We start from the raw sequence: 11,951 nt of genomic DNA on the forward strand, positions 1-11,951 counted from the left end.
GCTGTTCGCCATGGGTTAGAGCACCTCCGGCGCAAGCGAGATGATCTTCATGAACTTCTTGTCGCGCAGCTCGCGGCCCACCGGGCCGAAGATGCGGGTACCGCGGGGGTCACCGTCGGTGTTCTTGAGAACGACAGCGGCGTTCTCGTCGAACCGGATGTACGAACCGTCGGGACGACGGCGCGACTTCACGGTGCGGACGACGACGCACTTGACGACGTCACCCTTCTTCACCGAACCGCCGGGGATCGCGTCCTTGACGGTGGCGACGATGACGTCCCCGATACCGGCGTAGCGGCGACCGGAGCCACCGAGAACGCGGATGCAAAGGATTTCCTTCGCGCCCGTGTTGTCGGCGACACGCAGTCGCGACTCCTGCTGGATCACAGCTTTCTCCTGATCGTCAACGAGAGCTGACGGGCCGGCCGCTGCTCACACCAGCGCCCGCGAGGGGCCTGGTGCACATACGGCCGTACCGCATCAACTTCGTTACTTGGCCTTCTCGAGGATCTCGACGACGCGCCAGCGCTTCGTCGCGGACAGCGGGCGGGTCTCCGCGAGGAGGACCCGGTCGCCGATGCCGCAGGCGTTCGCCTCGTCGTGCGCCTTCAGCTTGTTCGTACGGCGGATGACCTTGCCGTACAGCGCGTGCTTGACGCGGTCCTCGACGGCGACGACGACGGTCTTGTCCATCTTGTCGCTGACGACGAGGCCCTCACGGGTCTTGCGGAAACCGCGCGTCTCGTTGGTGTTCTCAGTCATCAGGCGTTCTCCACCGTCTCGATGCCCAGCTCGCGCTCGCGCATCAGGGTGTAGATCCGCGCGATGTCCTTACGGACGAGCTTGAGCCGTCCGTGGTTGTCGAGCTGCCCGGTCGCCGCCTGGAAGCGGAGGTTGAACAGCTCCTCCTTGGCCTCACGGAGCTTGGCAACGAGACCCTCGTTGTCCAGCTCGCGGAGGTCAGCAGCCTTGGTGCCGGCCGACATCAGCTCTCACCTGCCTCGCGCCGGATGATCCGGCACTTCATCGGGAGCTTGTGAGCTGCGCGGGTCAGCGCCTCACGAGCCACCTTCTCGTTGGGGTACGACAGCTCGAACATGACCCGACCCGGGTGCACGTTCGCGATCCACCACTCGGGCGAACCCTTACCGGAACCCATGCGGGTCTCGGCCGGCTTCTTGGTGAGCGGACGGTCCGGGTAGATGTTGATCCAGACCTTGCCGCCACGCTTGATGTGACGGGTGACGGCGATACGAGCGGACTCGATCTGCCGGTTCGTCACGTAGGCCGGGGTGACGGCCTGGATGCCGTACTCGCCGAAGGCGAGCTCGGTGCCACCCTTGGCAGCGCCACGGCGCTTGGGGTGGTGCTGCTTGCGGTGCTTGACCCGACGGGGGATCAGCATTGCGGTCAGGCCTCCGTTCCGGTGTTCTCGGCAGCCGGGGTCTCGGCGGCGACCGGGGCCTGAGCCTCGGCACCGGCGGGACGACGGCCACGGCCACCGCGCTCGCCACCACGGCGCTCGCCACCGCGGGCGGGACGACCACCCTCGGGACGGGCCGGACGGTTGCCCGAGCGGGCAGCGGCGTTCTCAGCGCGGACCTCGGCGATGTTCTTGACGTCGCCCTTGTAGATCCAGACCTTCACGCCGATGCGGCCGAAGGTCGTCTTGGCCTCGAAGAAGCCGTAGTCGACGTTCGCGCGCAGGGTGTGCAGCGGCACACGGCCCTCGCGGTAGAACTCCGAACGGCTCATCTCGGCGCCGCCGAGACGACCGGAGCACTGGACCTTGATGCCCTTGGCGCCGGACTTCATGGTGCCCTGCATCGACTTGCGCATGGCACGACGGAAGGAGACGCGGGAGGACAGCTGCTCCGCGACGCCCTGAGCCACGAGCTGGGCGTCCAGCTCGGGGTTCTTGACCTCGAGGATGTTCAGCTGGACCTGCTTGCCGGTCAGCTTCTCGAGGTCGCCGCGGATGCGGTCGGCCTCGGTGCCACGGCGACCGATGACGATGCCGGGACGGGCGGTGTGGATGTCGACGCGGACGCGGTCGCGGGTGCGCTCGATCTCGACCTTGGAGATGCCGGCGCGCTCCATGCCCTTCGTCATCATGCGACGAATGGCAACGTCTTCCTTGACGTAGTCCTTGTACAGCTTGTCGGCGTACCAGCGGGACTTGAAGTCCGTGCTGATGCCGAGGCGGAACCCGTGCGGGTTAACCTTCTGGCCCATTACCGGGTCCCTTCCTTGCTGCTGACGACCACGGTGATGTGGCTGGTCCGCTTGCGGATCCGGTAGGCACGGCCCTGGGCACGCGGACGGAACCGCTTCAGGGTCGGGCCCTCGTCAACGTACGCCTCGCTGATGACGAGGTCGTCCACGTTGGAGTGGTTGTAGTTGTGCGCGGCGTTGGCGATGGCGCTGTTGAGCACCTTGCCGACCGGCACGGTAGCGGCCTGCGGAGCGAAACGCAGGACCGCCTGGGCCTCCGTGGCGTTCAGGCCACGGATGAGGTCCACCACGCGGCGGGCCTTCATGGGCGTGACGCGGATGTACCGCGCCTGGGCCCTGGCTTCCATGGTTGTCCCCTTGCTGGTGTAAGTCATTGAGTCGGTAATCTCGCTGGCGACTAGCGACGCTTCGACTTGCGGTCGTCCTTGACGTGACCGCGGAAGGTACGCGTCGGCGCGAACTCGCCGAGCTTGTGGCCGACCATCGACTCGGTGACGAACACCGGGACGTGCTTACGGCCATCGTGCACCGCGATCGTGTGGCCGAGCATGGCCGGGAAGATCACGGAGCGACGGGACCAGGTCTTGATGACGTTCTGGGTACCCGCCTCGTTCTGCGCGTCCACCTTCTTGAGAAGGTGGCCGTCAATGAAGGGGCCCTTCTTGAGACTGCGCGGCATCTGACCTGCTCCTAGCGCTTCTTGTTGGTCTTGCGGCGGCGCACGATGAGGGCGTTCGAAGCCTTCTTCGGGCTACGAGTGCGACCCTCCTTCTGGCCCCACGGCGAGACCGGGTGGCGACCACCGGAGGTCTTACCCTCACCACCACCGTGCGGGTGGTCGATCGGGTTCATGGCCACACCACGCACGGTCGGGCGAACGCCCTTCCAGCGCATACGGCCGGCCTTGCCCCAGTTGATGTTCGACTGCTCGGCGTTGCCGACCTCGCCGACGGTCGCGCGGCAGCGCGCGTCGACCAGGCGGATCTCACCGGAGGGCATGCGCAGGTGCGCCATCTTGCCCTCACGCGCCAGCAGCTGAATGCCGGCACCGGCGGAGCGGGCCATCTTGGCACCGCCACCGGGACGCAGCTCCACCGCGTGGATGGTCGTACCGACCGGGATGTTGCGAAGCGGCAGGTTGTTGCCGGGCTTGATGTCGGCGCCAGCGCCGTTCTCGACCCGGTCACCCTGCGCGATGCCGCGCGGCGCGATGATGTAGCGCTTCTCGCCGTCCGCGTAGTGCAGGAGCGCGATGCGCGCGGTGCGGTTCGGGTCGTACTCGATGTGCGCGACCTTGGCCGGCACGCCGTCCTTGTCGTGACGACGGAAGTCGATCACGCGGTAGGCGCGCTTGTGTCCACCACCCTGGTGGCGAACGGTGATCCGACCGGCGTTGTTACGGCCGCCCTTGCTGTGCAGGGGGCGAACCAGCGACTTCTCCGGCGTGGACCGCGTGATCTCTACGAAGTCGGCCACGCTGGAGCCACGACGGCCCGGCGTAGTCGGCTTGTACTTGCGGATGCCCATTTGGCTCTCTCGTCCTCGTCCTTATCGACGATCACGATCCCCGTTAGGAGACCGGACCACCGAAGATGTCGATGCGGTTGCCCTCAGCCAGCGTCACGATGGCGCGCTTGGTGTCCTTGCGCTTGCCAAAGCCCGTCTTGGAGCGCTTGCGCTTGCCCTGACGGTTGAGCGTGTTGACGGACTCGACCTTGACCGAGAAGACCGCCTCGACGGCCTGCTTGATCTGGGTCTTGTTGGCACCGGGCGACACGACGAACGTGTACTTGTTCTCGTCGAGGAGCGAGTAGCTCTTCTCGGAGATGACCGGCTTCACCAGGACGTCACGGGGGTCCGTGAACGTCTTGCTCGTGATCTCTGCAGCCATCAGGCGGCGCTCCCTTCGAGCTCGCCCTCAGCAGCCACGGCCTTGGCGGACGCGGCGGGACCCGCCACGAAACGCTCGAAGGCGGCCTGGGTGAAGACCACATCGTCGGAGACGAGCACGTCGTAGGTGTTCAGCTGGCCGGCGTCCAGGATGTGCACGTTCGGCAGGTTGCGGGCGCTCTTGAGACCCAGCTCGTCGGCACGCTCGACGACGAGGAGGATGTTCTTGCGCTCGCTGATCTTGCCGAACAGGCCCTTGGCGGCCTTGGTCGACGGCGCCTCGGCCGCGATCACGTCGGTGATGACGTGGATGCGGTTGTGGCGGGCCCGGTCGGTGAGCGCACCGCGCAGGGCGGCGGCGATCATCTTCTTCGGGGTCCGCTGCGAGTAGTCACGCGGCACGGGACCGTGCACGACGCCACCACCGGCGAACTGCGGGGCGCGGGTCGAGCCCTGACGGGCGCGGCCGGTGCCCTTCTGACGGTACGGCTTCTTGCCGCCACCGCGGACCTCGCCACGCGTCTTGGTCTTGTGGGTGCCCTGACGGGCCGCAGCGAGCTGCGCCACGACGACCTGGTGCATCAGCGGAACGCTGACCTTCGCGTCGAAGATCTCGGCCGGAAGCTCAAGGCTGCCGGTCTTGTCGCCCGAGGGCGACAGGATGTCAATGGTGCTCATATCCTCACAGCCCCTTCGCCGCGGTGCGGACGAGGACGAGGCCGCCGTTCGGGCCCGGGATTGCGCCCTTGATCAGGAGCAGCCCCTTCTCCGCGTCAACGGCATGGATGGTCAGGTTCTGGGTGGTCACGCGCTCGTGGCCCATCCGGCCGGCCATCCGTACGCCCTTGAACACACGACCCGGGGTGGCGCAGCCACCGATCGAGCCGGGCGAGCGGTGCTTGCGCTGCACACCGTGACCGGCGCCGAGGCCCCGGAAGTTGTGGCGCTTCATGACACCGGCGAAGCCCTTGCCCTTGGAGGTGCCGGTCACGTCGACCTTGACACCCGCCTCGAACAGCTCCGCGGTGATCTCCTGGCCGAGGGTGTACTCGGACGCGTCCGTCGTACGGAGCTCGACCAGGTGGCGGCGCGGGGTGACACCGGCCTTGGCGAAGTGGCCCGCGAGGGGCTTGTTCACCTTGCGGGGGTCGATCTCGCCGAAGCCGATCTGGACGGCGTCGTAGCCGGCCGAGCTGTCGGCGGTGTGGACCTGGGTCACGACATTGGGCCCAGCCTTGACGACGGTCACCGGAACGATCCGGTTGTTCTCGTCCCAGACCTGGGTCATGCCGAGCTTCTCGCCCAGGATGCCCTTAATCTGCTTAGCCATCTTCGGTGTGCCTCTCAGAGCTTGATCTCGATGTCGACACCAGCCGGCAGGTCGAGACGCATCAGCGAGTCAACCGTCTTCGGCGTGGGGTCGAGGATGTCGATCAGACGCTTGTGAGTGCGCATCTCGAAGTGCTCGCGCGAGTCCTTGTACTTGTGCGGCGAGCGGATGACGCAGTACACGTTCTTCTCAGTGGGCAGCGGCACCGGGCCCGCGACCTGCGCACCAGTGCGAATGACGGTCTCGACGATCTTCTTCGCCGAGGAGTCAATCACCTCGTGGTCGTAGGCCTTGAGCCGGATGCGGATCTTCTGTCCCGCCATGGCTACTCAGTAGTCCTTTGTGTCGTCTGCTGCTTCTGCGACCGGATTCGTCCGGGTGGACTGTGTCCGGCGGCGCCCCTGGGTGGTTACCTCCGACCCACGCGGTCGGGCGTGTCGCACGTCCGCCTGCAAAAAATCCGACAAGAGTCTCCCCCTGCGGATTTCCCACTGGATCGGTGAGGTCTTGCACCCACCAGGCGCCGGATCGAGGCCCCGCCCACGCTTCCCGGAAGATTCCCGTACGTCCGCCCCGCAGCTGCCGCGGTGTCGACTTCACACCACTGCATTCACATACTTCACGTGAACACATGAACGGCCATCACGGGAACGACGAGTACATGGGACTCGCTTCCAGTCCTCCCGGCGGGAGGCGCGTAGCATCGGCACTCAACCGAGCAACTTGGACATACTGCCACATGGAGCAGCGACAAAGCCAATCGGGGCCGGCGGGGTCTCCCCCGCCGGCCCCGATCGGGGTGGTCCGGTCACTCAGTGCTTGCGCCAGACCATCCAGCCCTGCTGCTGGTTGGTCCGCTCGACGTACCACTCCGCGGGGTGGTCCTTCCAGTAGGACTCGGGCGCCTTGCCCTCCTCCGCGAGCGGGGTGACGATCGCGGTCGCCCCGGCGGGGACGGGCTGCCAGCGCGGGTCCCGGTACCAGACCCGGCCCTGGTAGACCTCGAAGGCCTGGGCCATCCGGGTGCTGCCGTCCAGGTCCCAGGCGAGCACCACGTTGTCCTTGACCTTGAGACCGGCGGCCTTGGTGAAATCGGTCGCGTAGGTCTTGCGCCAGGCCGTGTACGGGTCGGTGATCTGCTCGGTGATGGTGGTCGTGGCGAACCCGGCGAACAGCAGGAGCGAGACACCGATCGCCCACAGCACCCGGCGCCCGCCCGCGAGCAGGATCATCACGATCGCGCCGAGGATGATGAACGCCGCGGCGGTCGACCGCATCATGTTCAGCCTGCCCCAGTCGCTGGCCAGGAACAGGACGTCCGGCATGCCCCAGCCGATGAAGACCTGCTTGTACAGCTTCGAGCCCGCGGACCAGATCACCAGCTGGGCGAGGACCAGGGTCAGCCCGATCGAGCCGGCCACGGCCAGGCCGAGGTTGCGGCGGTTGAACCGGGCCAGAACCGCGACGCCGGCCACGAAGGCCACCGGGACGAGGTACGACAGGTAGCGGGCGTAGACCCAGTTGTCGATCCGCGCGTCGTCCGGCAGGGCGGCGGCAGAGGCCAGCGCGGTGCCGAAGAGCAGGGCCACCATCACGCCGCCGACGATCCGGTGCGGGCGCGGGAAGCGGCTGCTGAAGAGCGCGAACAGGCAGGTGACGACCGCCAGGCCGCCGATGCCCCAGGTGGAGACGATGAAGTACCAGACCTGGCCGACGGTCCTGGTCAGCGTGCGCTGCAGGATGTCGGGGTTCTTCAGGCCGTCGATCAGGTAGCTGCCGACCTTGCTCGGCTCCACGTCGAACTGGCGGTCGAGCCACCAGGACAGCGCCTTGGCGAAGACCACGCCGACACCCAGCGCGCCGAGGCCCGCCACGGTGGTCCGCCACGGCGCCCAGCGCAGCACCAGGACGCCGACGAAGACCACGGCGGTGAGGGCGACCACGACGCCGCCGCGGTCGTGGGTGGCCATCGAGTAGGCGGCTGCCGCGCCGGTGCCGGCCGCGTACCAGTAGCGGTGCTTGACCGGGCCGTCGCTGAGCCAGCCGTGCATGCAGAGCAGCCAGGCCAGGATCAGCACCGGCAGGACGGTGTCCGACATGACGTACTCGGAGTAGAAGATCACCGGCGGCAGCAGCGCGGTGGCCCCGGCGAAGACGTACGCCAGCAGCCGGCGCAGGCCCAGCCGGCGCAGCGCCAGGTAGGCCAGCGGGAAGACCAGCGCGTTCAGCAGCGCGTTGATCCCCATGATCAGGTGGTAGGCCATGGCCGGGCCGTCGGCGATCCGGAAGGCCGGCGAGATCAGCAGCGGGTAGCCGCCCGGGATCACCACACCGACCGGCATCTCGGTGGTCGGCCGCCCGGCCAGCACCCGGGCCAGCGCCAGGTAGCCGTCCTCGTCCGCGTGCACCGACGGGTAACTCAGGTGCCGGACGAGCACCAGCCGGAAGACGACCTCCGCCGCGTACCCGGCCACCAGGACGGCGGGCCAGAACCAGCGCCGCCCACGGGCCTCCTCGAACCGCTGAACCGCCCTGGCGGCCGGACCCGCCGACCGCGAGGCGGTGGCTTGTCCGGTCCCCTGGACACCGTCCAGCTGATCGTCGACGGTCTCTGCTGAAGTCTGCACTGAACTCCGACTCTTCCCCTGGTAGCCCGGCTCTGAGGTGGATCCGGCAGGCCGCCCGGCCCGTTCGATTGTGGAGGTCACGCTAACAACTCGCGAAGGGCCCGCACTCGGGCGCCCTGCTCCGCGGCCGGGACCGGGCCGTCACCGCCGCGGTGGGTCCGGCTCCCACAGCACGGTCCGCGCAGCGCTCAGCCTAGCGGCAGGCGCCGAACGCGCCCCGACGGACTCCGGCGGTCGGCCCCGTGGGGTCAACCGCCGGAGGCGTGCCGAACTCTGTGCGGACTAGGCCTTGCCGACCAGCTCGCGCCGGCTCGCCGCCGTGCGGCTGGCGGGCTCGATGGTCTTCAGGTGCTTGGGCATCCGGCGGATCATCGCCAGCAGCAGCACCAGGCCGGCGCGGGCCAGGTAGATCGTCGCCTTGATCGGCGAGGCGCTGGGCGTGCCGGTGGTCCGCTCGCGCATCGCCACCGGGACCTGCCGGATGACGAAGCCGCAGCGGGCGGCGCCGACCATGCTCTCGATGGTGTCGCCCAGGTACTCCACCGGGTACCACTGCGAGAAGAACTCGATCATCGGCTTGTTGCAGGCCTTGAAGCCCGAGGTGGTGTCGGTGAGGCGGGTACGGGTGACCCGCGACAGCACCACGGACAGCAGCTTCATCGCCCAGCTGCGCGGCCCGCGCACCTTGTAGCTGCCCTGGCCGGCGAACCGGGCGCCGATGACCAGGTCCGCCTCCTGGAGCTTCTCCAGCAGGGCCGGTACGTACGCGGGGTCGTGCTGACCGTCGGCGTCGCACTGGATGGCCACGTCGTAGTCGTGCAGGTGCGCGTAGCGGTAGCCGAACCGCATGGCGCCGCCGACGCCGAGGTTGTACGGCAGCTGCGCGACCCGGGAGCCGGCCGCGGCGGCCACGGCCGCGGTGTTGTCCACCGAGCCGTCGTCGACCACCAGGGTGTCGACGCCGGGGAGCTTCTGCTGGATCTCGTGGAGGATCTTGGGCAGACCCTCGGCCTCGTTCCAGGCCGGGAGGATGATCAGTACCCGCTTGCCGTCGATCATGCCGTCACCCCGGGGTCCGTCGCCTTGGCGGCGTCGTTGCTGCTGCGTGCGATCGGGTAGCCGTGGTGCTCGGCCAGGTGGGCCCGCATCATGGCCACGTCCTCGGCCAGGGTCCGGGTCTCCGCCTCCAGCCGGGAGGCCTCCCAGCTCAGGTGCAGCGAGACCATCAGGACCAGGACGAAGCCCGCGAACAGCACGAGGCTGACGCCGGAGGCGATGCCGAGCCGGCGGGCGGTCGAGTCGAGGATCGTCGGGAAGAACCCGAGCGGCGCCACGACGACGCCGATCGCGAGCCAGATAGCCGCGTACTTCTCCCGGAGTTGCTGTCGGCGCAACAACTCCAGGATGTAGACGAGCACCAGCACGCCGGTGATCGAAGTGATGACGGTGAGATGCACGACTGGAGGCGCCTTTCAGCGGCAGTGGCGTGGCCAAGGGTAATCACATATTAAAGGCGTGACGTGAACGTACCGCCGCCGCCGGCTGTGCCGGGCCCGACGAACGGGCGTCATACCTCCGACGACTGATGCGCCGCCATCGGCGCCCGGTGTTCCGCCACGGGCCGGGCCGGGGCGGACAGCGAGCGGGCCAGCGCCCATAGCATGGCAGCAGCGCTGACCGCCGCACCAGCCAGGTAGGCGAGTTCGACCCTCGTCGCGATGTTCCCGGGCACCAGGGTGACGGCCACCAGCACCGCGGAGCCCACCAGCCAGGAGAGCAACTGCCGCTGGTGGCGCCCGAGCGAGAGCAGGGCCTGACCGAAGACGGTCGCCAGCATGTAGCAGAGGGTGCCGAGGGACAGCCAGAGGAAGTCCACCGGTCCCAGCACGTCCTGCGCCTTGAAGAAGAGCCGGATCGCCCAGGGGCCGAGGAACACCGTCGGCAGCCCGGCGGCGGTGCACATCAGCACCACGATGCCGCCGGTGCGCAGCAGGACCTTGCGGAACTCCGCGTGGTTGCCGGCCGCCGCGGCGCCGGAGAGCGAGGAGACCAGCGAGGCCTGGATCGCCGCGTAGGCGAAGAGCGGCACCCGGGCCAGCACCACCGCGTTCAGCAGGGCGGCGATCAGCGCCTTGGAGGACGGCGAGAGCAGGCCGACGCTGACCACCGCCGCGTTGACCATCAGCTGCGCCAGCAGCGTCGAACCGGTCAGCAGGCCGAGCCCGGTGACGACGTCGCGCCAGACCGGCGCCGGCCCGCCGCGCCGGTCCGCGAGGACGGAGCGCATCCCGATCGCCGAGGCGGCGAGCGGCGCCACCACCAGGATCAGCGCGAAGGCGAACGCCGAGTGCGCGCCGAACAGCGGGATCAGCGCGGCGAGCCCGATCCGCAGCCCGCCGTCGACGGCGAGCTGCATGCCGTACGCGCCGAAGTTGCCCAGGCCGGCCAGCGCGCCGCGGGCCACCGAGCTCACGGCCAGGCCGACCAGGGCGCCGCCCAGGCCGGCCACCAGGCCGAGGTCGCCGTCGAAGAAGCGGTCCGCGATCGGCCGGGCGGCGGCCGCGATCACGGCCAGCACCGCCACCAGCACCCCGACGGTGACCAGCAGCACGCGCCGGATCGCCGGCCCGGGGCCGTGGCCGGCCACGTCGCGGGCGGCCACCAGGCGGGTCAGCTCCAGCTCGACCGGGGAGAACAGGCCGTACCCGACGGACATGACCACGGTCCAGAGCATCGAGACGCCGGCGACCTGGGTGGTGTCCAAGCTGTGCCCGGCCAGTGCCAGGAAGATGTACGAGGAGACACCGAGGACCACGGTGCCCCCCGCGACGAGCCGCACGCCCGGGGGCAGCGCCCCCAGCAGCTTGGCCACCGGGTTCGTCATCGCAGTGCGGCCTTGGCCTTCAGCGGCTCCCACCAGGCGCGGTTCTCGCGGTACCAGGCGATGGTGGCGGCGAGGCCGTCCTCGAAGCGGACCTGCGGGGAGTAGCCGAGCTCCTCGCTGATCTTGGTGATGTCCAGCGAGTAGCGCAGGTCGTGGCCCTTGCGGTCGGCGACCGGCTCGACCATCGACCAGTCGGCGCCGGCCGCCTGGAGCAGCAGCTCGGTGAGCTCCTTGTTGGTGATCTCGGTGCCGCCGCCGATGTTGTAGACCTCGCCGGCGCGACCCTTGCGCATGGCCAGCTCGATGCCGCGGCAGTGGTCCGAGACGTGCAGCCAGTCGCGGATGTTGCCGCCGGTGCCGTACAGCGGCACCTTCCTGCCGTCCAGCAGGTTGGTGGTGAACAGCGGGATGACCTTCTCCGGGAACTGGTAGTGCCCGTAGTTGTTGGAGCAGCGGGTGACCACCACGTCCATGCCGTGGGTGCGGTGGTAGGCGAGCGCCAGCAGGTCGGAGCCGGCCTTGGAGGCCGAGTACGGGGAGTTGGGCGCCAGCGGCCACTCCTCGGTCCACGAGCCCTCGGAGATGGAGCCGTAGACCTCGTCGGTGGAGACGTGGACGAAGCGGGCGACGCCGTGCTTCTTGGCCGAGTCCAGCAGCACCTGGGTGCCCAGGACGTTGGTCACCACGAACGGGCCGGCGCCCTCGATGGAGCGGTCCACGTGCGACTCGGCCGCGAAGTGGACGACCACGTCGTGGCCGGGCATGACCTGGTCGACGGCGTCCGCGTCACAGATGTCGCCGCGCACGAAGGAGTAGCCGCTGTGACCGGCGACGGGCGCCAGGTTGGCCTCGACGCCCGAGTAGGTGAGCTTGTCGAAGACGGTGATCTGATCCGTTGCGTCGGCGCCGAGCAGCTGCCGGACGAACTCTGAACCGATGAAGCCGGCGCCGCCGGTAACGAGGATGCGCATAGTGCGGGCAGTCT

Annotated in this window: 17 protein-coding genes; all 17 read right to left on the reverse strand. The window is 68.7% G+C overall.

Annotated features, from left to right (window positions below; all coding sequences use genetic code 11):
• Window positions 1-15: 15 nt before the first annotated feature.
• Window positions 16-387 carry a 50S ribosomal protein L14 gene (gene rplN, locus ACFVYI_RS24720; RefSeq protein ID WP_030393301.1) on the reverse strand — a complete coding sequence of 124 codons (372 nt, stop codon included), beginning with the start codon at window positions 385-387 and terminating at the stop codon, window positions 16-18.
• Window positions 388-489: 102 nt separating this feature from the next.
• Window positions 490-762, reverse strand: coding sequence for a 30S ribosomal protein S17 (rpsQ, locus tag ACFVYI_RS24725; RefSeq protein ID WP_030055826.1), 273 nt, complete (start codon window positions 760-762; stop codon window positions 490-492).
• Window positions 762-986: a 50S ribosomal protein L29 gene (rpmC, locus tag ACFVYI_RS24730; RefSeq protein WP_063348970.1), complete on the reverse strand. Its 225-nt coding sequence runs from the start codon at window positions 984-986 to the stop codon at window positions 762-764. The genes rpsQ and rpmC overlap by 1 nt, the downstream gene beginning before the upstream one ends.
• Window positions 986-1,405 carry a 50S ribosomal protein L16 gene (gene rplP, locus ACFVYI_RS24735; RefSeq protein ID WP_030055824.1) on the reverse strand — a complete coding sequence of 140 codons (420 nt, stop codon included), beginning with the start codon at window positions 1,403-1,405 and terminating at the stop codon, window positions 986-988. Before rplP ends, rpmC begins: the two co-directional genes overlap by 1 nt.
• 5 nt (window positions 1,406-1,410) lie before the next feature.
• Window positions 1,411-2,235, reverse strand: coding sequence for a 30S ribosomal protein S3 (gene rpsC / locus ACFVYI_RS24740; RefSeq protein ID WP_329885381.1), 825 nt, complete (start codon window positions 2,233-2,235; stop codon window positions 1,411-1,413).
• Window positions 2,235-2,582: a 50S ribosomal protein L22 gene (rplV, locus tag ACFVYI_RS24745; protein ID WP_360631630.1), complete on the reverse strand. Its 348-nt coding sequence runs from the start codon at window positions 2,580-2,582 to the stop codon at window positions 2,235-2,237. Before rplV ends, rpsC begins: the two co-directional genes overlap by 1 nt.
• Before the next feature lie 50 nt (window positions 2,583-2,632).
• A complete protein-coding gene (gene rpsS / locus ACFVYI_RS24750) occupies window positions 2,633-2,914 on the reverse strand; it encodes a 30S ribosomal protein S19 (protein WP_030055821.1) in 282 nt (93 codons plus the stop codon).
• Between the two features lie 11 nt (window positions 2,915-2,925).
• Entirely contained in the window at window positions 2,926-3,762 is an 837-nt protein-coding gene (gene rplB / locus ACFVYI_RS24755) for a 50S ribosomal protein L2 (RefSeq protein ID WP_360631633.1), read from the reverse strand.
• A gap of 43 nt (window positions 3,763-3,805) precedes the next feature.
• Window positions 3,806-4,126 carry a 50S ribosomal protein L23 gene (rplW, locus tag ACFVYI_RS24760; protein ID WP_063348967.1) on the reverse strand — a complete coding sequence of 107 codons (321 nt, stop codon included), beginning with the start codon at window positions 4,124-4,126 and terminating at the stop codon, window positions 3,806-3,808.
• The gene (gene rplD, locus ACFVYI_RS24765) at window positions 4,126-4,803 is read right to left on the reverse strand and encodes a 50S ribosomal protein L4 (protein ID WP_387889198.1); all 678 of its coding nucleotides are present in this window, start codon (window positions 4,801-4,803) and stop codon (window positions 4,126-4,128) included. Before rplD ends, rplW begins: the two co-directional genes overlap by 1 nt.
• A gap of 4 nt (window positions 4,804-4,807) precedes the next feature.
• Window positions 4,808-5,455, reverse strand: a complete 648-nt coding sequence (rplC, locus tag ACFVYI_RS24770; protein ID WP_380577784.1) for a 50S ribosomal protein L3 — start codon at window positions 5,453-5,455, stop codon at window positions 4,808-4,810.
• Between the two features lie 14 nt (window positions 5,456-5,469).
• Complete coding sequence (gene rpsJ / locus ACFVYI_RS24775; RefSeq protein ID WP_012785157.1) at window positions 5,470-5,778, reverse strand: 30S ribosomal protein S10; 309 nt, start codon at window positions 5,776-5,778, stop codon at window positions 5,470-5,472.
• A gap of 489 nt (window positions 5,779-6,267) precedes the next feature.
• The gene (locus ACFVYI_RS24780) at window positions 6,268-8,082 is read right to left on the reverse strand and encodes a phospholipid carrier-dependent glycosyltransferase (protein WP_387889201.1); all 1,815 of its coding nucleotides are present in this window, start codon (window positions 8,080-8,082) and stop codon (window positions 6,268-6,270) included.
• 282 nt (window positions 8,083-8,364) lie between these two features.
• A complete protein-coding gene (locus ACFVYI_RS24785; protein WP_387889204.1) occupies window positions 8,365-9,141 on the reverse strand; it encodes a glycosyltransferase family 2 protein in 777 nt (258 codons plus the stop codon).
• Window positions 9,138-9,539: a DUF2304 domain-containing protein gene (locus ACFVYI_RS24790; protein WP_387889206.1), complete on the reverse strand. Its 402-nt coding sequence runs from the start codon at window positions 9,537-9,539 to the stop codon at window positions 9,138-9,140. The genes ACFVYI_RS24785 and ACFVYI_RS24790 overlap by 4 nt, the downstream gene beginning before the upstream one ends.
• Before the next feature lie 110 nt (window positions 9,540-9,649).
• Window positions 9,650-10,966: a hypothetical protein gene (locus tag ACFVYI_RS24795; protein WP_387889209.1), complete on the reverse strand. Its 1,317-nt coding sequence runs from the start codon at window positions 10,964-10,966 to the stop codon at window positions 9,650-9,652.
• Window positions 10,963-11,937 carry a dTDP-glucose 4,6-dehydratase gene (gene rfbB, locus ACFVYI_RS24800; protein WP_360630256.1) on the reverse strand — a complete coding sequence of 325 codons (975 nt, stop codon included), beginning with the start codon at window positions 11,935-11,937 and terminating at the stop codon, window positions 10,963-10,965. Before rfbB ends, ACFVYI_RS24795 begins: the two co-directional genes overlap by 4 nt.
• Window positions 11,938-11,951: the final 14 nt, after the last annotated feature.

The sequence above is a fragment of the Kitasatospora sp. NPDC058218 genome, assembly GCF_042882445.1.
In the GTDB taxonomy this organism is placed as follows: domain Bacteria; phylum Actinomycetota; class Actinomycetes; order Streptomycetales; family Streptomycetaceae; genus Kitasatospora.